At 69.5% G+C, this 25,446-nt stretch carries 25 protein-coding genes; 9 read left to right on the top strand and 16 right to left on the bottom strand.

Translation table 11 applies throughout. From position 1 onward, the window contains the following. Positions 1-36: 36 nt before the first annotated feature. The 3 genes from ACWD4G_RS30910 to ACWD4G_RS30900 are packed head-to-tail and all read right to left on the bottom strand — an operon-like array spanning position 37 to position 3,178. Positions 37-867, bottom strand: coding sequence for a carbohydrate ABC transporter permease (locus ACWD4G_RS30910; protein ID WP_451299201.1), 831 nt, complete (start codon positions 865-867; stop codon positions 37-39). Next, positions 864-1,844 (bottom strand): carbohydrate ABC transporter permease, encoded by a 981-nt coding sequence (locus tag ACWD4G_RS30905; protein ID WP_451299199.1) that lies wholly within the window; start codon positions 1,842-1,844, stop codon positions 864-866. The genes ACWD4G_RS30910 and ACWD4G_RS30905 overlap by 4 nt, the downstream gene beginning before the upstream one ends. Positions 1,845-1,852: 8 nt before the next feature. Beyond that, positions 1,853-3,178: an ABC transporter substrate-binding protein gene (locus ACWD4G_RS30900; protein WP_451299197.1), complete on the bottom strand. Its 1,326-nt coding sequence runs from the start codon at positions 3,176-3,178 to the stop codon at positions 1,853-1,855. Between the two features lie 333 nt (positions 3,179-3,511). Here ACWD4G_RS30900 and ACWD4G_RS30895 point away from each other — a divergent pair, with 333 nt between their 5' ends. Then, the gene (locus ACWD4G_RS30895) at positions 3,512-5,206 is read left to right on the top strand and encodes a carboxylesterase/lipase family protein (protein ID WP_451299195.1); all 1,695 of its coding nucleotides are present in this window, start codon (positions 3,512-3,514) and stop codon (positions 5,204-5,206) included. 649 nt (positions 5,207-5,855) lie between these two features. On the opposite strand, the gene ACWD4G_RS30890 is transcribed toward ACWD4G_RS30895, so the two are convergent. The 12 genes from ACWD4G_RS30890 to ACWD4G_RS30835 all read right to left on the bottom strand — a co-directional run bounded on the left by ACWD4G_RS30890 (position 5,856) and on the right by ACWD4G_RS30835 (position 15,850). After that, positions 5,856-6,245 carry a hypothetical protein gene (locus tag ACWD4G_RS30890; RefSeq protein ID WP_451299193.1) on the bottom strand — a complete coding sequence of 130 codons (390 nt, stop codon included), beginning with the start codon at positions 6,243-6,245 and terminating at the stop codon, positions 5,856-5,858. Between the two features lie 6 nt (positions 6,246-6,251). Continuing rightward, complete coding sequence (locus ACWD4G_RS30885; protein WP_451299191.1) at positions 6,252-7,187, bottom strand: catalase family peroxidase; 936 nt, start codon at positions 7,185-7,187, stop codon at positions 6,252-6,254. A gap of 100 nt (positions 7,188-7,287) precedes the next feature. Then, positions 7,288-7,935 carry a TetR/AcrR family transcriptional regulator gene (locus tag ACWD4G_RS30880; protein WP_451299189.1) on the bottom strand — a complete coding sequence of 216 codons (648 nt, stop codon included), beginning with the start codon at positions 7,933-7,935 and terminating at the stop codon, positions 7,288-7,290. Positions 7,936-8,011: 76 nt separating this feature from the next. After that, positions 8,012-8,662, bottom strand: a complete 651-nt coding sequence (locus ACWD4G_RS30875) for an FMN reductase (protein ID WP_451299187.1) — start codon at positions 8,660-8,662, stop codon at positions 8,012-8,014. After that, positions 8,659-9,756, bottom strand: a complete 1,098-nt coding sequence (locus ACWD4G_RS30870; RefSeq protein WP_451299185.1) for an LLM class flavin-dependent oxidoreductase — start codon at positions 9,754-9,756, stop codon at positions 8,659-8,661. The genes ACWD4G_RS30875 and ACWD4G_RS30870 overlap by 4 nt, the downstream gene beginning before the upstream one ends. A 94-nt stretch (positions 9,757-9,850) precedes the next feature. Continuing rightward, positions 9,851-10,456: an isochorismatase family protein gene (locus tag ACWD4G_RS30865; RefSeq protein ID WP_451299183.1), complete on the bottom strand. Its 606-nt coding sequence runs from the start codon at positions 10,454-10,456 to the stop codon at positions 9,851-9,853. A gap of 138 nt (positions 10,457-10,594) precedes the next feature. After that, positions 10,595-12,034 (bottom strand): aldehyde dehydrogenase, encoded by a 1,440-nt coding sequence (locus ACWD4G_RS30860; protein WP_451299181.1) that lies wholly within the window; start codon positions 12,032-12,034, stop codon positions 10,595-10,597. A 3-nt stretch (positions 12,035-12,037) separates the two neighbouring features. Beyond that, on the bottom strand, positions 12,038-12,247 hold the full coding sequence (locus ACWD4G_RS30855) for a tautomerase family protein (RefSeq protein ID WP_451299264.1): 210 nt from the start codon (positions 12,245-12,247) through the stop codon (positions 12,038-12,040). A 1-nt stretch (position 12,248) separates the two neighbouring features. Then, positions 12,249-13,031 (bottom strand): 2-keto-4-pentenoate hydratase, encoded by a 783-nt coding sequence (locus tag ACWD4G_RS30850; protein ID WP_451299262.1) that lies wholly within the window; start codon positions 13,029-13,031, stop codon positions 12,249-12,251. Positions 13,032-13,033: 2 nt separating this feature from the next. Next, positions 13,034-14,086, bottom strand: coding sequence for a 4-hydroxy-2-oxovalerate aldolase (dmpG, locus tag ACWD4G_RS30845; RefSeq protein WP_451299179.1), 1,053 nt, complete (start codon positions 14,084-14,086; stop codon positions 13,034-13,036). Beyond that, positions 14,086-15,006: an acetaldehyde dehydrogenase (acetylating) gene (locus tag ACWD4G_RS30840; protein WP_451299178.1), complete on the bottom strand. Its 921-nt coding sequence runs from the start codon at positions 15,004-15,006 to the stop codon at positions 14,086-14,088. Before ACWD4G_RS30840 ends, dmpG begins: the two co-directional genes overlap by 1 nt. 34 nt (positions 15,007-15,040) lie before the next feature. Continuing rightward, a complete protein-coding gene (locus ACWD4G_RS30835; protein WP_451299176.1) occupies positions 15,041-15,850 on the bottom strand; it encodes a 2-keto-4-pentenoate hydratase in 810 nt (269 codons plus the stop codon). Positions 15,851-16,126: 276 nt separating this feature from the next. Here ACWD4G_RS30835 and ACWD4G_RS30830 point away from each other — a divergent pair, with 276 nt between their 5' ends. The 7 genes from ACWD4G_RS30830 (at position 16,127) to ACWD4G_RS30800 (ending at position 22,414) form a co-directional block, all read left to right on the top strand. Beyond that, entirely contained in the window at positions 16,127-17,332 is a 1,206-nt protein-coding gene (locus ACWD4G_RS30830) for an oxidoreductase (RefSeq protein ID WP_451299174.1), read from the top strand. Continuing rightward, complete coding sequence (locus ACWD4G_RS30825; RefSeq protein WP_451299172.1) at positions 17,329-18,228, top strand: VOC family protein; 900 nt, start codon at positions 17,329-17,331, stop codon at positions 18,226-18,228. Before ACWD4G_RS30830 ends, ACWD4G_RS30825 begins: the two co-directional genes overlap by 4 nt. Before the next feature lie 141 nt (positions 18,229-18,369). Then, on the top strand, positions 18,370-19,107 hold the full coding sequence (locus ACWD4G_RS30820) for an SDR family NAD(P)-dependent oxidoreductase (RefSeq protein ID WP_451299170.1): 738 nt from the start codon (positions 18,370-18,372) through the stop codon (positions 19,105-19,107). Next, positions 19,104-19,796: a class II aldolase/adducin family protein gene (locus tag ACWD4G_RS30815; RefSeq protein WP_451299168.1), complete on the top strand. Its 693-nt coding sequence runs from the start codon at positions 19,104-19,106 to the stop codon at positions 19,794-19,796. The genes ACWD4G_RS30820 and ACWD4G_RS30815 overlap by 4 nt, the downstream gene beginning before the upstream one ends. 51 nt (positions 19,797-19,847) lie before the next feature. Beyond that, positions 19,848-20,627 carry an SDR family NAD(P)-dependent oxidoreductase gene (locus ACWD4G_RS30810; protein WP_451299166.1) on the top strand — a complete coding sequence of 260 codons (780 nt, stop codon included), beginning with the start codon at positions 19,848-19,850 and terminating at the stop codon, positions 20,625-20,627. A gap of 101 nt (positions 20,628-20,728) precedes the next feature. After that, positions 20,729-21,241, top strand: a complete 513-nt coding sequence (locus tag ACWD4G_RS30805; RefSeq protein ID WP_451299164.1) for a MarR family winged helix-turn-helix transcriptional regulator — start codon at positions 20,729-20,731, stop codon at positions 21,239-21,241. Positions 21,242-21,643: 402 nt separating this feature from the next. Continuing rightward, positions 21,644-22,414 (top strand): SDR family NAD(P)-dependent oxidoreductase, encoded by a 771-nt coding sequence (locus ACWD4G_RS30800; protein ID WP_451299162.1) that lies wholly within the window; start codon positions 21,644-21,646, stop codon positions 22,412-22,414. A gap of 249 nt (positions 22,415-22,663) precedes the next feature. Here the strand turns inward: ACWD4G_RS30800 and ACWD4G_RS30795 are convergent, their stop codons facing one another. Continuing rightward, a complete protein-coding gene (locus ACWD4G_RS30795) occupies positions 22,664-23,356 on the bottom strand; it encodes a TetR/AcrR family transcriptional regulator (RefSeq protein WP_451299160.1) in 693 nt (230 codons plus the stop codon). Between the two features lie 280 nt (positions 23,357-23,636). Between ACWD4G_RS30795 and ACWD4G_RS30790 the strand changes: the two genes are divergently transcribed. After that, a complete protein-coding gene (locus tag ACWD4G_RS30790) occupies positions 23,637-25,271 on the top strand; it encodes a GMC oxidoreductase (protein WP_451299159.1) in 1,635 nt (544 codons plus the stop codon). Positions 25,272-25,446: the final 175 nt, after the last annotated feature.

Genomic DNA, 25,446 nt, shown 5'->3' with positions numbered 1-25,446 from the left:
TGGTGTCGGGGTTCCGGGTCGGTCCGCCGGGGTCGCTCAGCCGGTCACGCCTCCCTCGGTCAACCCGCTCAGCACCCGCCGTTGCAGCACGACGTAGATGAGGATCAACGGCAGGCTGGTGAGCACGACATGGGCGAAGACCAGGTTCCAGGCGGCGCCGTGCGTGGACGTCGACGCGAACTGATACAGCGTCAGCGGCAGGGTGGCCCGCTCCGATCCGCGCAGCAGGAACAGGGCGAAGTAGAAGTCGTTCCACACCGAGATGATCAGCATGACCGCGCCGGTGAACAGCACTGGCGTGAGCATCGGCAGGACGATCCGCCAGTAGATCTGCCACTTGTTCGCCCCGTCGAGCTGCGCGGCCTCCTCGAAGTCGTGCGGCAGAGTGCGTACGAAACCGGTGGTCAGGAAGATCACCACACCCAGCCGGGTACCGGCGATCACGAGCATGTAGCCGAACTGCGTGCCGTTCAGGCCCAGTTGGGTCAGCACGTAGATCGTGGGGATGATCGCGGGCGGCAGGACGATGGACAGCGCCGAGGTGTAGTACGCCAGCCGCAGCGCCCGGGACCCGGACCTGCCGTACGACCAGGCCGCCATCGAGCCGAGCAGGAGTACGGCGATGATGGTCGGGGCGGCCAGCAGCAGGCTGTTGCGCAGCCCGAGGAAGTACGAGCCCTGCTCGATCACCGTGCGGTAGTTGGCACCGGCGTTCCAGTGCTCGGGCCAGCTCAGCGACAGGACGCTCGAATCACCCTGCGTCTTGAAGGAGTTGACGATCAGCAGCCAGAACGGCACGACGATCCACGGGATCGCGAAGAGGGTGAGGAACAGGTAGCGGACACCGGTCCGCAGCGTCGTCGTCACATCTGCACCTCTCGTCGGCGCAGCCAACTGATGAGCGGGACGGCGGTGACGATCACCATCAGGGTGACGACGAAGCTCAACGCGCTCGCCGTACCGAAGAAGCTCTGCCCGTACTGCGTGTACACGGCGACGTTCAGCAGCGTGGTGGCGTCACCGGGACCACCCGCGGTCGTCGAGAAGACGACGTCCAGCGCGCTGAACGCCCCGACGAGCGAGCAGGTGACGTTGAACGTCACGGCGGGCGCGAGCAGCGGCAACTTGACCGACCAGAACCGGCGCCAGGCGCCCGCCCCGTCGAGGGTCGCCGCCTGGAGGACCTGTTCGGGGATCCGGTTCAGGCCGGCGATGTACACCAGCGTGATCAGCCCGCTCAGTTTCCAGGCGTCGATCGAGGCGACCAGGAGGAGCGCGGAGGTGTCGTGCCCGAGCCACGCGTAGTGGAAGTCGCCCGGCAGCACGGCCGACAGAAAGGAGTTGACCGGGCCGTGCGCGTCCAGGACCGCTGCCCAGATGTAGCCGGCGGCCAGCGGGGAGATCAGGACCGGGACGAAGAAGAGCGAGCGGAAGACCGTGTTGACGCGACTGGTGCGCTGCAACGCGGTGGCCAGGGCGAGACCGACGGCGTTCTGCACCGCCATCGCGGTGACGGCGTAGACGGCCGTCACCGCGATCGCGTGCTTGAGAAGACCGACTTGATTCAGCAGCTCGAAGTTGTTCAGACCGGTCCACGTCAGCGTGCTGCTGTAACCGGTCCACTGGACGAACGCGAAGAACGCGTTGGCGGCGAACGGCACCACGAAGAAGACGAGCACCAGGCAGATCGAGGGCACGGCGAAGGCGTAGTGGTAGAGCCTGCGACGCGGATGGAGGCGGGAGCGGCCCGGAGGCCGACTCCCGTCCCGCTGCGGCCGGTTCGGCGCTGTCCCGTGCCTGACGGCCAGGGGCGCGTGGCGGAGTGAGGTCATCTCGCTGCTCACCGGCCGTGTCACTGCTTGGCCGCTGCTGCGGCCTGCTCGTAGAACGCCTGCATCTTCTCCGCCGTCTGCTGGGGCGTCTCCTGGGCGGCCAGCAGCTTGGAGGACTCGGGCCCGAAGTTGCCGAAGCCCGGGATCTCTGAGTTGAAGGAGAGCGTGGAGCCCTGGTCGTACGCCTTCTTCACATCCTGGAGAAGACCCTGCAGTTCGGGGGTCGTGACACCGGACAGCGTCGGGATGATCTTCGCTTCCGAGACGTAGTCCGCGTACCTGTCCCCAGTGGCGAACTCGATGAAGTCGACCGCGGCACGCTCCTTCTCGGAGTCACCGGTGCTCGGAACGTAGTAGGTGCCGAGGGGGCTGGGCGCGTACGTGGTGACCGCCTTGGTGGCCGAGACCCCGACGAAGCCGACCGCCGCGTCGACCTTCGCGGTGTCGCCGTTCGCGTCGGCGTTCAGCAGACCGATGCTGTCCGAGTTCTGCGCCACCATCGCCGCCTTGCCGTCGAGGACCGCCTTCATCTGGTCCTCCCACTTGGCGGTGGTGCGGTCCGCGTTGAAGCAGCCGGCCTTGCGCAGCTGGTCGTAGGCGGTCAGACCGGCCACGAACGCGCCGTCCGCGTCGCTGAGTTCGGCCTTGCCGGTGAGGATCTCCGTGTCGTAGGCCTGGTCCTCGTTGGTGTCGGCCAGGTAGTTGAAGGCACTGAGGATCTGCGGCGGCCACTGGGAGCCGCCCGCCTCGAAGAGCGGGGCGACGCCGGGTGTCTTCGCCTTGAGGACCTTGCAGTCGGCGGCCAGATCGGCGTACGTCTGCGGAGGCTCCAGGCCGGCCTTGGCGAAGACCTGCTTGTTGTAGAAGATCCCCGAGATCGACAGGGGGCCGATCGTGGCCGCGTAGGTCTTGCCGTCGACGCTGCCGGAGACCTCGGCCAGGTCGCCCTCCTTCTGCACGAACGGGAGTGCGCTCAGATCGAGCATGGTTCCGGAGGCGTTGAGCGACAGCGCGTCGGTCTGGTTGCCGTGCCACTCCAGGATGTCCGGACGGGCACCGGTGGCCCACTTGGTCTGCACGGTGCTGGGGAAGCTGTCGGCCGGAATGTCCACCAGCTTGATCGTGTTGCCGGACTTCTTCTCGTACGCCTTGTAGAGGTCCAACAAGGCCTGCGAATCAGCGGTGTTGTGCCACAGCGTGAGCGTCACACCCTTGGGTGCGGCCCCTTCGGTGTCGGCCACCTTGCCTGCCTGTGCCGCCGTGCCGCCACCCGAACAGGCGGACACCGTCAGCCCGATGACGAGCGCCGCGCCCAGCACACGGGAACGTCCACTGCTTCTGCTCATGCCAAGTCCTCCACCATTGAACAACCTTGCGGGGCCGTCACGTTAGGGCGGCGACAAGCGGAGGCGTCCGTCTCGGGAGTGAATGCTTAAGTTGCGGATTCGGGATGCCGGCCACGACAAGTGAAGTCAAATGCCTCGCCTCGTCCGGCCCCGGGCGTTGTCAACTGTGCGGGATGCAACTTGAGGGTGCGCGGCGGAAGCTGTGAGTCCGTGTGACACCGCTTGTTTCACTTCTTGAAACGACCAGAGCATGAGGCGACTCAACCGACGACAGGACGGACGCCGAGCCGCGCGACTGGAGCGTCCGTTCCGCCATTGCGCCAGGGAGCCCCTATGAGCTTGCGAGATGTCCCCCACTCCGACCACGACACCGAGGGCATCGGCCGCCGCCGAGTACTCGGGAGCGCCGCAGGCGCCGCGGCCGGTGCCACTCTGCTCGGCGGCCTGACGGCCGGACCCGCGTCGGCCGCCTCCCGCGCCGCCGCCGACCGTCCTGTGCGCACACGATCCGGGCTGGTGACCGGAGTCCCGGCCGCCCTGGACGGGATCACTGTCTACAAGGGCATCCCCTACGCGGCCTCCACCGCCGGTGAGAACCGCTGGCGCGCGCCGCGGCCCGCGCCGTCCTGGAAGGGCGTACGCGCAGCCGATACCTGGGGCGCCGCCTGCCCCCAGCCGGTCAACGGAATCGCCGCCGAGAAGGTGCCCCCGCTGAGCGAGGACTGCCTGAACCTCAACATCTGGACGGGCGCTGCGAGTTCGCGTGAGCGCCGCCCGGTCTTCGTCTGGATCTACGGCGGCCGCAACTCCGCCATGTGGGCCTCACAGCCGGTCTACGACGGCGCCAACCTCGCCGCCAAGGGCGCGGTCGTCGTCACCTGCAACCACCGCGTCGGCGCCTTCGGCAACCTCGCCCACCCCGGACTGAGCGCCGAGAGCGGACACGGCGGCTCCGGCAACTGGGGTGTGCAGGACACCGTGGCGGCACTGAAGTGGATCCGGGACAACATCGCCGCGTTCGGCGGCGACCCGGACCGGGTGACCATCGCCGGTTGGTCCCACGGCTCGTCGTTCGTGAACATCCTGATGATCTCGAAGCTGGCCCGCGGCCTCTACCACCGGGCGCTGCTCGCGGCCGGCGTGCAGTACACCAAGGACCCGGCGCTCGGCCACGTGGCGGGCGGCTACGACACCCTCGCCGCGGCGGAGGCCAACGGCACCGCTTTCGGCACCTACATGGGCGCCTCCTCGCCGGCCGGCCTGCGGGCGCTGACCGCCGACGAGATCGTGGCGAAGGTCTACGCGTCCGGCGCACCGGCCGTCGGTACCGACTTCGGCAACGTCCTGGACGGCTATGTCCTGCCGACGACCTACACCGACGCCATGGAGTCCCGGACCGAGTACGACGTGCCGGTGTTCACCGGCAACAACAAGGACGAGAACGGCGCCTCGCCGACCCTCGCGATGACCGTCGCCCAGTTCCAGACGTTCGCCTCGACGACCTTCGGCGACGGGGCCGCCGACTTCCTCGCGCTCTACCCCGCCACCACCGACGCGGAGGCGGCCGCGCAGTACAACGCCTACGCGCGCGACGAGGAACGCGTCTCCACCTTCCTGTGGGGCACCCAGTTCCGCAACACCGCCGGGAACCGCAGCCCCATCTACAACTACTGGTGGACCCACGCCCCGCCCGGCTCCGACCCCACCAACCCGATCGAGCCCGCGAACGGCGCCGGCGCCTACCACGGTGCCGAGAAGTACTACCTCTTCGGCAGCCTCTCCGGCACCGACCGCCCCTGGACCGACGCCGACTACGCGATCGCCGACACCACGTCCTCGTACGTCGCGAACTTCGTGGCCACCGGCAACCCCAACGGCCACTCCCTGCCCGCCTGGCCCGCCCTGCGCACGACGAAGCCGCTCGCCATGGAACTCGGCGACCACTTCACCACCCTCCCGGCGGCCGACAGCGACGCCAAGTACGCCTTCCTGAAGGACTATCTGGAGTCCCGGACGACGGCGTACTGATTCCGAGTGATTGAGTGATGGAGTGACCGAGGAGCCCTTTCCGAGCTCCTGGTGGACGAGTTGTCGACCAAGATCAACCGTCTTCACCGGGAGCTTCGGGGGCTTGCCCACCCTTCGTCGGTCGACCGGTTCAGCCGCATCCTGCGGTGTCTGGCCGGTCGACTCGCCACCCCTGGACGGGAGATCGGGACGTGGTGGAGACGGCTGGCTGCGGGAAGACAGGCCCTTCTCGCGCCGGCCCACCCGTGATGTGGCGATATCTGCATCCAGCTCGCCAGCAGGTTCGGCATCGGGATCGCTACCACCTACCGCTACGTCCGCGAGGCCGTGGACGTAGCTGGCCGCGCCGACCTCCCTGCCCGGCGCCACCCATGATCCGACCGCGGTCCGCACCCACGGCAGGATCGACGCCACCGGCGGCTTTCTCCGGGCACGGGCTCCCGTCGGCTACTGGGCGGGGGCCGACCGCCGGGGCGGCCGAATGGTTCGCGGGTCCTCCCCTCGGCCGGTGGGCGGGGGCCCGATGAGTCATCACCAGCTTCGACAATGGGCGCATACGGCTTCGCTGGGGGTTGTTGCACGTCGGTGCCGGTTCGTGAGGACTCACCGGTGTGCACGGGCGGCTCCGTAGAACCGTCCCTCGCGTTCCTCAGTCCGCCGCCCGCGGTGTGGTGGCCAGTGATACGACCGCCAGCACGGTGTTGACGGCGGAGATGGCCGTGGTGAGTCTGGCCGTCTTGGCCGGCAGTTCGCCCTTCCAGCCGGCGTAGGCGGCCGCGGCCGTGTCGGTGGCGTGGATCAGGACGGCCTGGCTCAGTACGCGTCGGCTGTCGGCGTCGTTCGTGCGCAGTCGGAGCAGGTCCGCCCCCAGGACGAGGGTGCGTACTCCGAACATGCGGGCCGGGTACACGAACGTCTGGTCGTCCTTGAGATCGCTGCCGAGTTGCTGCGCCATCCTGTGCGCGGCGAAGAGCCCGACGGCTCCGTTGAAGATGCGTACGGCGGCCAGGGTGGTCGTGGTGATGTTCCGGACGGGCATGGCCGGTTACTTCCCTTCGGTGCGGCGCTCGTAGGAGACGGCGTAGGCGGGGCTGCGGAATGCGAGGACCGGGTCGTCGGAGAGTTCGATGCCGGGGGTGACGCGGGTGGGGTCGTAGACCTGCGCGGCCCAGTGGTCCTGGTCAGCCACCGGCGCTGTGATCCGGAGGCGGCCCGCGAGGATCTCGGTGCGGTCGGCCGGCCAGGGCTTCGTGGGGTCGTCGGTGGGGTCGCCGTCCTGGCCTAGCTGGACCAGGAGGCTGAAGCCGACGGGGCCCTCGGAGAGGCGGTGGCGCAGTTCCTCGGCCAGGTACTCGGGGCCCTTGGCGCCGGCCTCTTGCTCGGACAGTTCCCGCAGCCCGGTGTCGGGTTCCCAGCGGTACCGGACCGGGTGGCGTCCGCCGTCGGCGTCCACCCAGATGAAGGCGTGGATGGCCCAGTAGCGGGCGGTGCCGTAGCTGACGGGGATGGGCATCCGGGCCGCCTCCTGCAGCCCGGCGGCGGCCGTGGGGTGGGCCATGGCGTACGCCTGGACCTTCGCCGGGTCGGGGGCTCCGGTGGCGGGGTCCTTCTCCAGGGCGTCGAGGAGTTCCAGGAACTGCTCGGGGGTGGCGGCGAAGAACACCGGGAGGTTGACGGAGACGAGGTCGGTGGCGGTGCCGTCAGGGAGGAGGAAGCGCGCCGCGAGCCCGCGGCCGGCCCGGATGCCGTCGGGCACGGTCGGGTTGGTGCTGGAGTTGGAGAACCGCACGACGACGGGTGTCGGGGCGGACTGCAGATGGGCTGCGGTGGTGAGGGGCGCGGCTGCGCCGGTGGGGGTGAAGACGGCGTCGAAGCACAGGCCGCGAGCGTGCACGCGCCGGAGCCCCGGGTACGTGCCGCTGACGCGCTCGATGGCGTCGACGGCGTCCACGGCCAGGGGCGTGGGGGTGTGGTTGTCCATGACCGGAGTGTAGATATTCAAGGTTGCGTTGCTTCCGACCTCCCCACCGGCAGGTTCACGCTACGAACAGCCCGGCCGCCCCGGGCCGGCTGAGGGTTCGTCACCCCGAGCTCTTCACGGCCTTCAGCAGGTTCCGCCAGCCGTCTTCCACGCGCTCCTGCGGCATGCGGCGTCGATGTATGAGGTGGTCGAGGAGGGCTGTGTCGAGGTAGGCCAGCAGTGATTCGGCGAGCAGATCCACGTCCCCTTCAGCGCCGGCCTCCCGCAGCAGAGAGGCGATGTGGGCGCGGCGGACGCGGATGGGCGGGGCCGTGAAACGGCGCTCGGGCGGTGGGGCGGCCGCGAGAACGAGCTCCCGGTGAGCCAGTAGATATCTGATCGTGGCCACGCCGAAGGCATCCAGCCGCTCGATGGCGGGCGCACCCGGGCCGAGCGGAGGCGGGCCGGTCAGGAAGGACGCCTGGTAGGCCTGTTCGGCGTGGTCGAGCAGGGCCATCAGGAGCCTGGACCGGTCGCCGAAGTGCCGGAAGACGGTGCCCTTGCCCACCGAGGCGGCACGCGCGATCGCGTCCATGGTGAGGTGCTCGACACCGTCCTCGGCCACCAGGCGGGCCGCGGCCTCCAGCAGACGCGCCCGGTTGCGTACGGCGTCGGCACGCATCGGCCGACCGGTGTGCGCGGTTGCGTCCAGCGATGTCAGTCGCGTCGGCGTGGGTGCGTCATTGGGGAGCGGCGCCGCTGGTGTCATGGCCTTTCCTCGACATAGAGGTCGGAAACGGGAAGGCAGTCACTCATCAGCTGAGATTCCCTCCTTGCGATGTGCATCAGGCGGGTCGCAACGCCTCCAACTGCTGCGCGAACGGTACGACGGTGATGTCGTCCGCCGCCGTCCGGGCGGCGGAACCGGAACGCCCGCGCATCAGCCCCGCCAGCTCGCCGGCGGCCCGCACGATCCGGTTGGGGAGCGTGTCGGTGAGGGGGTCGCCGTTGCCGCCCCAGTCCTCGGAGGCGGCGTACACCGTTGTGGGGACGACGACCGCGCGGAGGAAGGCGAAGAGCGGACGCAGCGCGTGTTCCAGAGCGAGCGAGTGGCGTGCCGTTCCTCCGGTCGCCGCGGCCAGTACGGCCTTGCCGGTGAGGGCGTCGTTGTCGATGACGTCGAAGAACGACTTGAAGAGACCGCTGTACGACGCCGAGAAGACCGGGGTGACGGCGATCAGACCGTCCGCCGAGGTGACCGTCTCGATGGCTTCCTCAAGGGTGGACGAGGGGAAGCCGGTGACCAGGTTGTTGGCGATGTCGGTTGCCAGGTCGCGCAGTTCGACGACCTGAACCTCGACCTCGCTTCCCGTCTCGGCCAGTTGCTGTCGGACTGCCTCGGTGAGGCGGTCAGCCAACAGCCGAGTGGACGAGGGGACACTCAGGCCGGCGGACACGACCGCGAGGCGCAGCGGCTGAGCAGTGTCGGTGCTCACTTGGCCACCCCCTCGGGGTCCGTGGTGCGCTGGGCGAGCAGGGACGCGTGGGTGGGAGCGTCCGGAACACTGCTCGGGCGTACGGACGCGAACTCCTTGCGCAGGGTGGGGAGGACCTCCTCGCCGAGCAGGTCGAGCTGTTCGAGGACGGTCTTCAGCGGCAGGCCGGCCATGTCGATGTTGAACAACTGACGCTGGTAGTCGCCGAAGTGGTCGCGGAAGGACAGCGTCTTGTCGATGACCTCCTGCGGGCTGCCGACGGTGAGCGAGGTCTGTGCCATGTACTGCTCCATCGACGGGCCGCCGCCGTAGACGGGGGAGTTGTCGAAGTAGGGGCGGTACTCGCGCATGGCGTCCTGGGAGTTCTTGCGCACGAAGACATGGCCGCCGGCCCCAACGACGGCCTGCTCCTGGGTGCCGTGGCCGTAGTGGGCGTAGCGCTCGCGGTAGAGGTTGATCAGCTTCGTGAAGTGATTCATGGGGCCGAAGAGGTTGTTCACGAAGAAGCCGTCGCCGTAGTACGCGGCCTGTTCGGCGATCTCGGGGCTGCGCACGGAGCCGTGCCAGACGAAGGGCGGGATGCCGTCCAGGGGGCGAGGCGTCGAGGTGAATCCCTGGAGAGGAGTGCGGAACTTGCCCTGCCAGTCGACGACGTCCTCGCGCCACAGCTGGTGCAGCAGCGCGTAGTTCTCGATGGCGAGGGGGATGCCCTGGCGGATGTCCTTGCCGAACCACGGGTAGACCGGGCCAGTGTTGCCACGGCCCATCATCAGGTCGACGCGCCCGTCGGAGAGGTGCTGGAGCACCGCGTAGTCCTCGGCGATCTTCACCGGGTCGTTGGTGGTGATCAGCGTGGTCGACGTCGACAGGATGATCCGGTCGGTGCGGGCGGCGATGTGGCTGAGCAGGGTGGTCGGTGAGGAGGAGACGAACGGCGGGTTGTGGTGCTCACCGGTGGCGAAGACGTCGAAGCCGACCTCCTCGGCGTGGACCGCGGTCGCGATCGTCGCTTTAAGCCGCTCGTGTTCGGTGCGTGTCCTGCCCGTGGCGGGGTCGGCGGTCACATCGCCGATGCTGAAGATGCCGAACTGCATGGAGCCCTCCCGGGCAGAGAAGTGCTGTGGTGGTGCCAGGTGACGGTGTGGGGTGGGTGGTGCTCACCCCACACCTCGTTGTGTCGGGTCGGGTTCAGTTCTGGGGGAGGAGTTCCATGAGGATGTTGATGATCTTGCTGCCGTTCTCGGTGGTCCAGTTGTGGGCGAGTTCGGCGAGGAGCTGGTTGGTGGAGGTGATGGTGGCGCCGGCCTTGTCCATGCGGCGGATGGAGATGTCGTCGGCCATCTTGGAGGGGGAGCCGCCGGCGTCGGCGACGACCTGGACGGGGTGACCGGCGGCGAGGGCGGTGAGGGTGGGGTAGACGGTGCAGACGTCGTTGGTGACGCCGGCGATGATGAGGTGGGTGCGGCCGGTGGCGGTGACGGCGTCGGCGAAGTTCTTGTCGTCGAAGGCGTTGACGACGCCCTGGCGCTGGATGCGGGCGGCGAACTCCTCGGGCGCTATCTCGGCGAGCTCGGCGAGGAGCGGGCCCTGGGCGTACTCCTCCATGGAGGAGGTCAGCACGAGCGGCATGTCGAGGGCCTTGGCGGCCTTGGCCAGGGCGAGGGCGTTGGCCTTCATCTCCTCGAAGGCGATGGAGCCGACCCAGCCCATGGTGCCGACCTGGTGGTCGATGAGGAGCAGGGCGGAGTTCTCGGGGGTGAACGCCTCGGCGCTCTGCGCGGTCTGTGCGGTCATGACGGGACCTCTTCCATGGGTGGGGATGATGGTGCGGTGATCGACCTTTTTAGTTGGTCGGCCAATCGTTAGTTGTCAGTGTACGCCACCTCGCATCCATTCCCAACAGCTGACAAAATATTTTGCCGCCCCAGACGTCTAGCTCTCCGGCCGGATCTGCATCACGACAGCCTTGGGCTCGGTGAAGAACTCGCGACTGAAGTTCCCGCCCTCGCGTCCGATGCCGGAGTCGCCGACGCCGCCGAAGGGGGCGCGCAGGTCGCGGATGAAGAAGCAGTTCACCCAGACGGTTCCGGCGCGCACGGCCGCCGAGACCCGGTGTGCGCGGTGCAGGTTCTCGGTGAAGAGCATCGCGTTGAGCCCGTACTGGCTGTCGTTGACCAGCCCGACCACCTCTTCCTCGGTGTCGAACGGGATGACCACCACGAGCGGCCCGAAGATCTCCTCCCGGGCGTGCCGCGAGTCCTGGCCGAGCCCGGTGACGACGGTCGGCCTGACCGTCCAGCCGTCCCCCGGGCCGCCGGTGACGATGGTGCCGCCCTCCGCCTCCACGCTGTCGACGTATCCGCGCACCTTCTGGTGGTGCTCCTGCGAGGCCAGCGGACCGATCTCGGTCGACGTCTGCTTCGGGTCGCCGATCAGCAGCGCCTCGGACGCCGCAGTGAAGCGCTGCAGGAACTTGTCGTAGACGGGGCGCTGCACGTAGATCCGGGAGCCTGCGAGGCAGACCTGGCCGGTGTTGGTGAAGATGGCCTTGATGGACCACTCGACGGCCGTGTCGAGGTCGGCGTCGGCGAACACCACGTTCGCGCCCTTGCCGCCCAGCTCCAGACTCACCGGGGTGAGATTGCGGGCGCCCGCAGCCGCGATGATCCGGCCCGTGCCGGACTCGCCCGTGAACGTGATGCGGTCCACGGCCGGGTTCTCGGTGAGTGCCTGGCCCGCGGAGTCGGGGCCGTAGCCGTGGACGACGTTGAGTACGCCGGGCGGCATCCCGGCCTCCAGGGCCAGCCTCGCGAGGATCGTCGCGGAGGCCGGGGTGTCCTCGGCGGGCTTGAGGACCACGGTGTTCCCCCACGCCAGGGCGGGCGCGATCTTCCAGGTCTCCAGCATCAGGGGGAAGTTCCACGGCGCAATGGCGGCGACCACTCCCGCGGGCTCGAAGCGGGTGTAGGCGTGGTGGCCGCTGTCCATCGGCAGGGTGTCGGCCGTGGACAGGCGTGCGTGGTCGGCGAAGAACCGGAAGTTCGACGCCGCGCGCGGCACATCGTTCCCCCGTGACTGGGTGATCGGCTTGCCCATGTCCCGGGTGTCCGCCATGCCCAGCTCGTCGGCGTTCTGCTCGATCAGATCCGCCAGCCGGTGCAGGATCCGCCCGCGTTCACCGTGTCCCATCCGGGGCCAGGGCCCCGAGTCGAACGCCTTGCGTGCCGCCTCCACCGCACGGTCGGCGTCGGCCTGGTCGCCCAGCGCCGCCTCCGCCCACGGCTCGCGGGTGTAGGGGTCGATGGAGGGGAACGTCGAGCCGGAATCCGACTCGGTCTCCTTGCCGTCGATGATGTGGCCGAAGGATTCCATGGTTCAGCTCCCGGTGTTCGTGGCCGAGGCGCGCTCGGCGAGCGTCTGTCCGCCTGCGGACCAGTGGGTGGGCGGCACCTCGCGGACCACCACGCGAATCGATGCCTCCGGCACGTCGATGGCCTTGTGGACGGCCTGGTGCACCTCCGTCAGCAGGGCCCTGATCTGCTCCGGAGCGCGGCCCTCGGCCAGCGTGATCTCCACCAGCGGCATGTCACTCACATCCGATCGTCACGGAGCCGAGGTTGGTGAAATGGGCGGCGATCGAGCTGCCGGGCCGGGTGAACACGGCGTCCGTCATGCCACCGGTGAGCACGAGCCAGCCCGCCTCCAGGGCCAGCCCGCGCTTGGCGAGGGAGTTCGCCGCCAGGGCCAGCGCCTCGGCGGGGTGCCCCTGTACGGCCGCACCGGTGGCGGAGTCCACCACCTGGCCGTCGACCTCCAGCAGACAGGCCTCCAGCGCCAGGTCCAGCTCCTCGGGCTTGCGCGCCACGGAGCCGATGACGAACCGGGACGACGAGGCGTTGTCGGCCACCACGTCGGGCAGCTTGAAGCGGAAGTCGGTGTAGCGGCTGTCGATCACCTCAAGGCCGGCGTACACATGCGACACGGCCTCCATCGCGCGGGCCGCGGTCACGGCCGGCCCGCTCAGCCGCTCACCGAGGACGAACACGATCTCCGGCTCGACCCGCGGATGGATCAGCTCGCCGGTGACCAGCGGTGTTCCGGCCGGGAGCACCATCGCGTCGGTGAGCCACCCCGTCAGCGGCGAGTCGATCCCCATCCGCTGTTGCTTGGCCCGTGAGGTCAGGCCCAGCTTCACGCCGACGATGTGCTCGCCCGCGTCGACCTTGCGGCGCAGGATCTCGTCCTGCACCTGGTATCCCGTCGCCAGGTCGAGGCCGGACCACTCGTCGGTGATCGGACCGCGGTCGGTCCGCCCGGCCTCGGCGTCCGCGAGCACCGTCGCGGCCCGCTCCACATCCCACTCGGTCACGGTCATGCCGCCCTACCCTTTTCCGCCGCGAGTTGGATCGCGATGTCGATGATCATGTCTTCCTGGCCGCCGACGTAGCCGGCCTCGCCCACCCGCCGGAGGATCTCGTGCGCGGGTACGCCGTACCGTTCGGCCGCGCGCTCGGCGTGCAGCAGGAAGGAGGAGTACACACCGGCGTGGCCCTGCACGATCGCGTTGCGCTCGGCCCAGGGGAGCCGGGGGATGAACGGCAGTGCCACCTCCGCTGCCGCTTCGAGCAGCTTGGGCAGGTCGAGTCCGGTGCGTACGCCCATCTTCGAGAACGCGGCCGCGAGCACCTCGGTCGGCGAGTTGCCGGCACCGGCGCCGAGCGCGCACAGTGTGCCGTCGATCTGCCGCGCGCCGGCCTGGTAGGCCACCAGTGAGTTCGCCACGCCCAGGCACAGGTTCTGGTGACCGTGCAGGCCCACCTGGGCCTCGCCGCCGATCTCCGCGACCAGTGCGTCCACCCGGGCACGGGCATCGTCGGGCAGCAGCGCCCCGGCCGAGTCGACCACGTACACGCACTGGCATCCGGCGTCGACCATGATCCGGGCCTGTGCCGCCAGTTCCTTCGGGGTGATCATGTGCGACAGCATCAGGAAGCCGACGGTTTCCATCCCGAGCTCGCGTGCGGCGCCGAACTGCTGGAGGGACACGTCCGCTTCGGTGCAGTGGGTCGCGATGCGCGCCACCTGGGCGCCTGCGTCGTAGGCCTGCCTCAGGTTCTCGATGGTGCCCAGGCCCGGCAGCAACAGCACGGCGATACGGGCCAGTTCGGCCTCGTCGACGGCTGCCGCCACCAGTTTGATCTCGTCCTCGGCGGAGAAGCCGTAGTTGAAGCTGGACCCGCCGAGGCCGTCGCCGTGGCTCACCTCGATCACCCGCACGCCGGACGCGTCCAACGCCCGCACCACATCGCGGACCTGCTTCTCGGTGAAGCGGTGCGACATGGCGTGGCTGCCGTCGCGCAGCGTGGTGTCGGTGATCCGGACGTCGACGGTCCCGTCGTCGACCTGCTCGATCCGCTCGTTCATCAGGCCACCACCTTCGTCTCGGCGAGCAGCTCGCCCACCCGGGCGGCGGCCGCGGTCATGATGTCCAGGTTGCCCGCCCACGGCGGCAGATGGTCCCCGGCGCCGCGCACCTCCAGGAACACCCCCACCCGGGCCCGGCCGTTCCAGCCCTCGCGCGGGTCGTCGAACTGCGGGTCGCTGCGGAGCGTGTATCCGGGAACGTACTTCCGGACCTCGTCCACCATGCGGTGGACCGACGCGGTGATCGCGTCCCGGTCCGCATCGGGGTCGATGGCGCAGAACACCGTGTCCCGCATGATCACCGGGGGCGTGGCCGGGTTGAGGATGATGATGGCCTTGCCGCGTGCGGCGCCGCCGACCTCGGCGATCGCCCTCGACGTGGTCTCGGTGAACTCGTCGAGGTTCGCGCGTGTGCCCGGACCCGCCGAGCGCGAGGCGATCGACGCCACGATCTCCGCGTACGGCACCTCCGTCACGCGTGACACGGCGTGCACGATCGGGATCGTCGCCTGCCCGCCACAGGTGATCATGTTGACGTTCGGGGCGTCCAGATGGGCCGGCAGGTTGACCGGCGGGCACACGAACGGTCCCACCGCCGCCGGGGTCAGATCGACCGCCCGGATGCCTGCCTCGGCATAGCGCGGGGCGTTCGCGGCGTGCGCCTTCGCACTCGTGGCCTCGAACACCACGTCCGGCAGCTCTGGCCTGCTCAGCAGCCAGTCCACGCCCTCGGCGGAGGTCTCCAGGCCGAGTTCGGCAGCCCGGGCCAGTCCGTCGCTGGCGGGGTCGACCCCGACCATGTAGCGCACCTCGACGTGCTCGCTTCGTCGCAGCTTCGCGAGCAGATCGGTGCCGATGTTGCCCGGGCCCACGATGGCCGCCGTCGTCTTCATCGCCGGTTTCCTGTCACTGGATTCCATGCCGTCGCGTCTCCTGACGCCGAATTCGCTGTCCTCATGCGCCCGCCACCCCCGCGGCTTCCTTGGAGAAGCGGGCCGTCACCGAGCCGAGACCGGCGAACGTCGCCGTCACCACGTCACCCGCGTCGGCCGGCACAGCCGCGGTGACCGAACCGGGCAGCACCACATGGCCCGCCTGCAACGTCACCCCCCGCGCGCCGAGCGTGTTGGCCAGCCACACCAGGGCGTTCAGCGGGGAGCCGAGCACCACGCCCAGGGCGCCGGTGCCGACGATCTCGCCGTTGCGGTACAGCACCGCTCCCGCCCGGCGGATGTCCACCTGGGACAGGGGGAGTGCCGTGCTGCCCAGCACCACGCCGCCCGACGACGCGTTGTCCGCGATCGTGTCGACCAGGGTGATCTTCCAGTCCCGGACGCGGGTGTCGATGATCTCCAGCGCCGGCAGCACGAAGTCCACGGCCGCCGCGGCCTCGGCCACGGTGACCCCGGGGCCGCTCAGCGGCTTTCCCAGCACGAACGCGATCTCCGGCTCCACTCGCGGTGCCAGGAACGCCGAGGGGTCGATCGGCTGCGACTCCAGGTGGAACATCGTGTCCATCAGGTGGCCGAAGTCCGGCTCATCCACCCCGAGTTGGCGCTGCATGGCCGGCGCGGTCAGCCCCACCTTGTGACCTTTGACCACCGCGCCGTCGCGCACCCACTGCTCGACCTGGGTTTTCTGGATCGCGTATGCGTCGTCCACGTCCAGGCCCGGAAAGCGCCCGGTCAGGGGCTCGATCGACTCGCCGGTGCGGTAGACGCCGAGCAGGGCCCGCGCCGCCTCCGACCGTGTTTCCGTGTCCATCAGTCACCTCGTTGCTCACTGCGGCTGCTGTGCGAGCCGCGTCGTCGGCGGCTCCGCCTCCCCCAAACTGTGTACACTTTGGCCTCGCCTCGTCAAGGCGTTGACATCACCAGAAAGTGTATGCACTCTGGCTCTGAGATGGCCGAGTGAAGCCGGGGCGGGCCCGGTCCGCTGCCGGGCCCGCCGCACCCTCCCCGTCACCCGGCCGTCGAGGCCGCACGGGATGTCCCACCGCGACGTGCCGCACATCGACGTGCCGCACATGGAGGAGCCGAGATGACGAGTGTTCCGGAGCTGCAGAAGGACGACACGGTCTTCGCCTCACTGTTCACGCCGCTGCGGCTGGGCCACCGCACCGCGCGCAACCGCATCGTCCACGCGCCGATGTCGGTCTGCTACGGCGACGCCGACGGCTTCGTCACGCGTCCCCAGGTCGAGCACTACGCCCGCCGTGCGCAGGGCGGAGCCGGCACGGTGATCACCGAGAACTTCGCCGTCAACGTCTCCGGGCGGCAGATGCCGCTGCAGAACCTGGTGGACGGCGAAGAGCGGCTGTCCGGCCTGCGCCAACTGGCCGACGAGATCCACCGGCACGGCGCGCTCGCCATGGTCCAGCTCGTGCACGCGGGCCGCTACGCCGGTCCCTGGGACGTCTACGAGAGCCGCCGCCGGCTGGCTCCGTCGGCGGTGCCGTTCGAGCTCACACCCGGCCGCACGGTCACTCCGCAGGAGATCACCCCCGAGGAGATCCAGGAGACGATCGCGGCCTTCGGCCAGGCCGCCGCACTGTGCGAACGCGCCGGCTTCGACGGCGTCGACGTGCATGCGGCGCAGGGGTTCCTCATCTCCGGATTCCTCTCGTCGCGCACCAACCAACGCACCGACGACTGGGGCGGCGACTTCGACGGGCGCGTGCGCTTCGCGCTGGAGGTCGTGCGCGAGGTGGTGCGCCGTACCGGCCCCGACTTCGTCGTCGGCGTCCATCTGATGAGCGACGAACGTGTCGAAGGCGGCTGGACGCTCGACGACTCCGTCCGGCTCGCCCCGCTCCTTGAGGCCGCCGGCGCGGACTTCCTGTTCGGCATCCCCACCACCTTCGAGACGATGCGACTGCCCGCCAACGACGGGCTCATGGGCCGGCGCGGCTACGCGCTCGCCGACAACGCGGCGCTGGCGCTCGCCACCCGCCTGCCCGTCGTGGCGGGCGGCGGGCTCGGCGACCCGCTCGCCGCCGTGCACGCCCTGGAGCGGGGCCATGCCTCCGCGATCGCCCTGGCGCGACCGCTGTTCACCGACCCGGACTGGCCGAGCAAGGTGTCCGACGGCGCCCTGGACGCCGTACGGAGCTGCCCGTGTGCGACCGCCCGCTGTCTGCGCACCCAGCTCACCGGGGCGGTGTGCGAGAGCTGGCCCGCCGAGACGATCGAACGCGGCTACTTCGGATACGACAACGACAACCACGGCGAGAGGGCCCACTCGTGATCACGCTCACCGACATCGCATACGTACGTTCCGGCGCCGCCGACCTGGAGAAGGCGACCCGCTTCGCGACCGAGATCGTGGGCCTGCAGCAGGTCGACACCGGCGAGCCAGGGGTCGCACATCTGCGGGCCGACCGCAGGCACCACAGCCTGGCCCTGGTCGAGGGACCCTCGGGAGTGATCGCCTCCGCCTTCACCGTGGCCGACGAGGACGCGCTCGCCCTGGCCGAGACCGAGCTCGAACAGCGAGGGATCCGAGTCGCGCGCGGTGACGCCGACGCGGCGCGTTCACGGCACGTCACCCGGTTCATCGCCTTCGACGACCCCTTCGGCAACCGGGTCGAGCTGGTGACGGGCCAGGAGACGATGGCCGAGCCGGTCCGGCTCACCCGCCCGTCGTCGGGGATCAGCGAGTTCGGGCACATGTGCTTCGACGCGCCCGACGTCCGCGAGGCCCACCGCTTCTGGTCCACCACGTTCAACGCCCGGGCCTCGGACTGGATCGGTGACAACGCCTGCCTCATGCGCATCGACCAGGTCCACCACAAGCTCGCGGTGTTCCGCGGCGACGGCCCCGGTCTGTGCCACGTCAACTTCCAGACGGCCACGCTCGACGACATCTTCCGCAACTGGAACTTCCTGCGCGACAACGCGGTCGACATCGTGATGGGCCCTGGCAAACACCCCACGTCCGGCTCGGTGTTCATCTACTTCCGAGGCCCCGAGGGCATCACGTACGAGTACGCCACCGGAGGCCTTCCGATCGACGAGGCCACCTGGGTGGTGCGGACCTTCGACTCCGCCCGTCCCGAGTCCCTCGACATGTGGCAGGGGCCGGTGTCGCGCCCGTCGACCCAGCCTCAACTGCCCTCCTCAGCGGCCGTCGACGCTCCATGATCCGGCCGCTGAGGAGGATGCACTTCCTCGATCAATGAGCTCGAACGGCTCGATCAGGCGATGCCGACAGTCGGCTGAATCTCACCTTCCCTACCCGCTATCTGCATACACTTTCTCTGTGTGTCTGACGAAGGAGTCACCATGCGACACGAAGGCCGGATCGCGGTCATCACCGGGGCGGCCGCCGGCATAGGCCGCGCCTACGCCCTCCGGCTCGCCGCCGAGGGTGCCGCCGTGGCGGTGCTGGACCGGGCGGACGGCACCCCGGTCGTGAAGGAGATCCTTGACGCGGGCGGCCGGGCCATAGCCGTGCAGTCCGATCTGACGGACCCCGCCTCCGTGGCAGCCGCTCAGGACGAGATCGCCGATCAGCTCGGAGCGGCCGACATCCTGGTCAACAACGCCGGGATGTATCCCAACCAGCCCTTCGAGACCATGACGTTCGAAGACTGGCGTGCGGTGTTCACCCTCAACACCGACGCCTTGTTCCACACGGCCAAGGCGTTCGTGCCGGCCATGCGCGAACGGGGCTGGGGCCGGATCGTCAACATGACGTCGAACTCCGTCGGCCTGGTCATCCCCGGCTTCACGCACTACGTGGCCAGCAAGATGGCCGTGATCGGCTTCACCCGGGGCCTGGCCACCGACCTGGCCGACGCGGGCATCACGGTCAACTCCATCGCCCCCAGCCTGGTACGGACGTCGACGACCGAGGCCGGGCCGGCGGAGTTCTTCGAGGTGGTCCCGCAGCTGCAGGCCATCCACCAGGTACAGGTCCCCGAGGACCTCACCGGCATGCTGTCGTTCCTCGTCTCCGACGACGCCGCGTTCATCACGGGCCAGACGGTGTACGTCGACGGCGGGCTCGTGCGGTCATGACGACGGTGGGGGAGACGGCCTCCCCGACTGGTACCGCCCCGGTGGTCACCGCGCTGGTCGAGGCCGCTCATGTGCTGGCCGGCCTCGGGCTGGTCACGGCCTTCGGGCATGTGTCGGTGCGGCACGGCGACTCCGTGCTCATCACGCCGCCGAAGGAGCTGGACCTGGTCGCCCCCGGCGAGTTGGTCGAGATCCCCCTGGCCGCCGACACCTTGCCCGCCGGAGCGCCCCCCGAAGCGTGGGGGCACCTGGCGGTGTACCGAGCGCGGCCCGACGTCACGGCGGTCGCGCGGGCCCAGCCCGAGGCGGTCCTCGCCGGCGGTGCCGTGGCCGACCGGATCACTCCGCTGCACGGCCAGGCCGCATGGCTCGGCGCCTCGATCCCGGTGCACGACGATGCCCGGCTGCTGCGCTCCGCCGAGCGCGCCGAGCGCGCGGCCCGCACACTCGGCGACTCCGACGCGCTGGTGCTGCGCGGCAACGGAGCCCTGACCACCGGGGCCAGCCCCGGTCTCGCCGTGACCCGCATGTGGCTGCTCGACGCCGCGTGCCGGATACACCTCGCGGCACACGGCGCGGGTCCGGTGACGGCGCTGAGCCCGGAGGAGATCGCGGCCTGGCGAGCGTCCGCCCCGCCGCTGCTGGAGCGGTTGTGGGCGCATCTGCGACGCACCGCCGGGACGGTGTGACTCCGTTCCCCGCCGGCGAATGTCCGCACATGTTCCGAGGAAGGAAGCGGTATGGGTACGACCGTAAGTGCCGGGAATCGCCTGGCCGGCAAGAGGGTGCTGATCACCGGTACAGGAGGCGGACAGGGTGCCGCCGCGCAGGAGCTCTTCGCGCAGGAAGGCGCACGGATCGTCGGCTGTGATGTGGCGCAGGGTGCCGCCGAGTCCACCGCGCTCAAGCTCGCCGAACAGGGGCATGACGTCCACGGACACACCGTCGACCTCGCTGATCCCGAAGCGGCACGGGCCTGGGTGGAGGATGCCGCCGCGAGCCTCGGCGGCATCGACGTGCTCTACAACAACGCGGCGGGCTTCGGCTTCGCGCCCTTCGCCGACTTCACCGTCGAGCTCTGGCGGCATGTGATGCGGGTCGAGCTGGACATCGTCTTCCACACCACCCATCCCGCCTGGGCCCATCTCCGGCAGAGCGGCGGGGCGATCATCAACACGGCCTCGATATCGGGTCTGCGGGGCATCGGCGGCCTCGGGCAGGCCGCCCACTCCGCGGCCAAGGGCGGCGTCATCGCCCTGACCCGCACACTCGCCGCGGAAGGCGCACCCGACGGCATCCGTGCCAACGCGATCTCCCCAGGCTTCGTCGCGTCACCGGCCACCGACGCCGCGGTCGACGACCAGGGCCGACAGTACATGCTCGACATGCACCTGATCCAGCGAGCCGGAACCGGGCCCGACGTCGCCGCCCTCGCTCTGTATCTCGCCTCCGACGAATCGAGCTGGGTCACGGGACAGAACATCTCCGTGGACGGCGGCTGGACCGCGGGTTACCGCTGACCCGCGATTCCATTGGCTGACCAATACAATGGGTGAGATGAGTCCCCGGCCGAACCGTCAGTGCCGGGGACATGACCTGTCCGCCAGGAGGATCGACAGTCATGCCACCGGAATCCCGTTCCGTCGAGGAGACGGAGAACAACGTGCCGGCCGTCGCCGACGCCCCGATGAGCGCGGCTCTCTTCCGCGCGGCCCGGGTGCACCGGCTCGTGGCCGGTGGTCTGCTGCGTGACACCGGCCTCTATACGGGCCAGGAGCTGCTGATGATGCAGCTGTGGGAGCGCGGCGAGCAGCGTCAGGCGGACCTGATCAAGACGCTCGGCCTGGACCCGTCGACCGTCACGAAGATGCTCCAGCGCCTCGAACAGTCGGGCTTCGTCACCCGCAAGCCGTCCCCCGACGACCGCCGGGCCGTCGTCGTGAGCGCCACCCGCGCGGGCCACGCGCTGCGCGACCGCGTCAGGCAGGCGTGGCGTGAACTGGAGGAGGCCACCGCGGCAGGCTTCACCAAGGCGGAGTTCGAGCAGGCCATGCACGTGCTGGCCCGGATCGAGGCGAACCTCACGACGTCGCCGTCCACTGTCGGCGCCATGGACGACACCTCCGACTCCTGACGCAGGGTCGGCGCTCCCGAGGCCCGCGCGTCTGGTCTGTATGCCCCCGACGATCGCCCGCCCATGGTGGGCGTACCGGCCGTTTCGAGCCGATGACCGGGGGGCGTGGCGTCGGCCTGCTTCCTCCCGTGGAGGGCGCCCAGCGCCATGACGTCTGCGGCACGGACTCCAGCCGGGTTGCGGTCGAACCAGGGTCATTGCGTCTAAAACCCCAATTCGTTTACTTGGGCGACCAATGTATAGTGGAAAATGATTGATTGGTCGACCAATGGGCCGCGTTGTGGCCACGAGTGCCGGCTACCTGAACGCGTGCTCGCGGCCTGTGACCTGCGATGCGCGGCGCCGTGCGTCGCGTTGTCGCGGGCGGCCCGGCCGGCGCACCGGATCGACAAAGGAGTCACCATGTCTGACCGGATCAACGAGCGCCCGGTGGCCGGGCGGCACGAGGGCCGGACCGCGGTCATCACCGGAGCCGCCGCCGGCATCGGTCGCGCCTACGCCCTGCGACTGGCTGCCGAGGGTGCCGCCGTCGCGGTGCTCGACCGAGCCGATGGCACCCCGGTGGTCAAGGAGATTCACGACGCGGGCGGCCGGGCCATCGCCGTGCAGACCGATCTCACCGACCCGGCCGCCGTGGCGGCTGCCCAGAAGGAGATCGCGGAGCACTTCGGTGGGGCCGACATCCTGGTCAACAACGCCGGCATCTACCCGAATCAGCCGTTCGAGACCATCACCTTCGAACAGTGGCGAGCGGTGTTCACCCTCAACGTCGATGCCCTGTTCCACACCGTCAAGGCGTTCACGCCGGGCATGCGGGAGCGGGGCTGGGGCCGGATCGTCAACATGACGTCGAACTCCGTCGCCATGGTCATCCCGGGCTTCTCGCACTACGCGGCGAGCAAGATGGCCGCGATCGGCTTCACTCGCGGGCTGGCCACCGACCTGGCCGACGCGGGCATCACCGTCAACGCGATCGCTCCGAGCATGGTCAGGACGGCGACGACGGAGGCCGGGCCCGCGGATCTCTTCGAGGCGGTCCCGCAGATGCAGGCCATCCGGCGGCTGCAGGTTCCCGAGGACCTGACGGGCATGCTGTCGTTCCTCGTCTCCGACGACGCCTCGTTCATCACCGGCCAGACACTCTTCGTCGACGGCGGACTCGTCCGGTCCTGAGTGCGGCAGTGGTGGTCACCTCGCCGGTGCGGTCGAGGTGACCACCGCGTCGGTGCAGGTCGCTCACGTTTTGGCCGCCCCGGGACGGTGATGACGTCGGGGGCTGACGTCCTTTTCTCCGGAGTGCAGCCCTCATGTGATCCAGGCCCGTGCCGGCACGGTCCTGGCGCATCTGTGGCGGACCAGTGCGGTCGGAGCGATGCGGTCCCGACCCGGCATCTGATTCGGTCGACGGAGAGCGGATCCCGGCTACCGTCCCGGACGTGAACCCGTTGCGGGGAAGCGAGCCATCCGCTGCTGCCCGGCAGCCGCAGGAGGTTCGGAATCGAGGAACTCGGTCATCACGTGCAAAGCGTGAGCGAGGGTCTCGCCGAGTGCCGGGCCGTTCTCCTGATCGGGCAGTAGCGCCCAGTCCTCCACCGCGATGCGCAGCGCGGCATTCAGCATGCCTGCTTCGAGCCGGACCGCGAGGTCGTGCTCGGACCGGTCGCTGCTGCCGGCGATGGCGCGGGCGAACACGGCCTCTGCGTCGAAGTGCGTTTCCAGCCATACGGCGCGCAATCCAGGCTCGTCGCGACTCAGACGCACGAGGTTGCGCAGCGCTTTGAGATGCGGCACGTCGATCACACCGGGATCGTCGGCGCTCGGCATCGCCCGGGCGAGTGAGGTGCCTCCTCGCCAGTAGTCCCGTAGGCGTTCGGTCACCATGTCCAGGCCCGCCGTGAGCAAGGGGCGCGCACACTCCTCCTTGGAGCGGAAGTACCGCCACAACGTGCGAGTGGACACCCCGGCGGCCGAGGCGATGTCCTCCGCGGTGGTCGCCGCCACGCCCTGGGCGACGAAGAGTCGGACCGCCTCTTCAGCGATCTCCATACGCGTCGTTTCGCGGCGCCGCTCCGTCAGCGGCGGCCGCCCCATGGGGCTACCGGGTTGCCCGCCCATCCACCCCTCCTCGACAAGGATCCGCCGATCTTAGTTCATGTCGCACTGCGACCTTGTGGCACAGTGCGACAGCTGGTGCTACGGTGACGCACGCGTTGCCCATTACATGGACATGCCAATTAGCGCTTGATGGTGGCGGCTTCCAGGGAGCAGGTCGTCGCTCCGCTCGCTGTCGCCGCTGGTGGAGTCCGTGTCGCTTGAGCCACGAATCCGAGCTCGACCCCCACAGTCCGGCCCTCGTGGGCCCGCAGCCCACGTCGGCCCTCCCGACGGGAGTCTCATGTCCGACGACGTTTCCCTCCGACTCGCTTCCCCCCACCCCGAGTCCCGCATCAGCCGCCGTCAGGTGCTCGGCGCGGCAGCACTCGGCGCGGCGGCCTTCGCCGGGTCCGCGGCCGGTGCCGGTGAGGCGGCCGCTGCGTCCGCCGCCTCCGCGTCCGTGACGGAACTGCGTGAACGTGCCGTGGTCGTCGGCACCGGTTTCGGCGGCGGTGTGACCGCGTTGCGGCTGGCCCAGGCCGGGGTGTCCACCCTGGTCCTGGAGCGCGGACTGCGCTGGCGCACCGGCCCGAACGCGACCACGTTCTGCCGCTTCGCGAACATGGACAACCGTTCCGCCTGGCTCACCGACCACGCCATCGTCGGCGGGGTCGAGAAGACGTGGACGCCGTACACAGGCGTGCTCGAAGCTGTCGTGGGAAACGGCATGACCGCGATGTGCGGGGCCGCGGTCGGCGGCGGTTCGCTCATGTACCACGGCATGACCCTGCAGCCCGCCAAGGCGGACTTCGCCACGTCCATCCCGACGGCGGCCGACCTCTACGACGACCTGAACCTGTGGGCCTACCCCACGGTCGCGCGGATGCTGGGCGTCTCCACCGTCCCCTACGACGTGCTGGCCTCCGACCCGTACGCTTCCTCCCGCCTGTTCCAGGACGTCGTCTCCAAGGCGGGCCTGACTCCGTTCAAGGTGCCGCTGCCCATCGACTGGAGCTATGTCCGGGGCGAGTTGACGGGTCAGTACGACCCGACCTACACCACCAGCGACATCGCCTTCGGTGTCAACAACGGCGGCAAGCACTCCATCGACGTCACCTACCTCGCCCAGGCGGAGTCCACCGGCCTGGTGCGGGTGGCGCCGCTGCACGTCGTGCGCGACCTGGCGATGGACGCGAACAAGCGCTGGGTGCTGACGGTCGACCGCATCGACACCGCCGGCGCCGTCCAGGAGCGGATCCGCATCACCGCGGACGCCGTGTTCCTGAACGCGGGCTCACCTGGCACCACCCGCCTCCTGGTCAAGTCCCGCGCCAAGGGTCTCGTCCCCGACCTTCCCGACGCCATCGGCACCCGGTGGGGCAACAACGGCGACCGCATCTGGGCCTGGATCAACCCGACGGGCGACGCCGGCACCCAGCAGGGCGGACCGGCCTGCATCGGAGGGCGCGACCCGAACAGCTCCATCCCGCTCACCGTCATCCACGCAGGCTCACCCATCCAGCAGACCGGCGTCACGGCACTGACCGTGGTCGGCTTCGGCATCGTCGACGGCGCGGGCACCTGGGCCTACGACGCCGACGCCGACGACGCCGTGCTGACCTGGCCGACCGACGCCGACGCCGAACTGCAGGCACTGATCGCCGCCAGGATGCGGGACATCGCCACCGCCGGCGGCGGCCTGATGATCGACACCGACGCGGGCGCCCCTTCCACCTGGCACGCCCTGGGCGGCGTACCGATGGGCGAGGCCGTCGACCTCTACGGCCGGGTCCTGGGTCACAAGGGTCTGTACGTCCTCGACGGCGCCCGCATTCCCGGCTCCACCGGCGCCTGCAACCCGTCGATGACCATCGCCGCCCTCGCCGAACACAGCATGCGGACCATCGTCCGTCAGGACCTCGGACGCGTCTTCTGAGCCTTCACGGGCCTGTCGACCGGCTCCCGTCGTCCTCGCGTTCTCCCGGGTGATCGCCAGTTGGGGCGCAGTGCTGCGAGCTGCGCCCCTTCCAGGTGCTTGCGGACACTCCGCGGTCACCGATCTCCGGCTCCCGCATTCCGTTGGCTGGCCAATGCGTCGAGGCGGGATGACT

This window comes from Streptomyces sp. NPDC002643, from assembly GCF_053592555.1.
The sequence above is the reverse complement of the archived record's forward strand: the minus strand, read 5'-3'. Positions and strand labels throughout refer to the sequence as shown.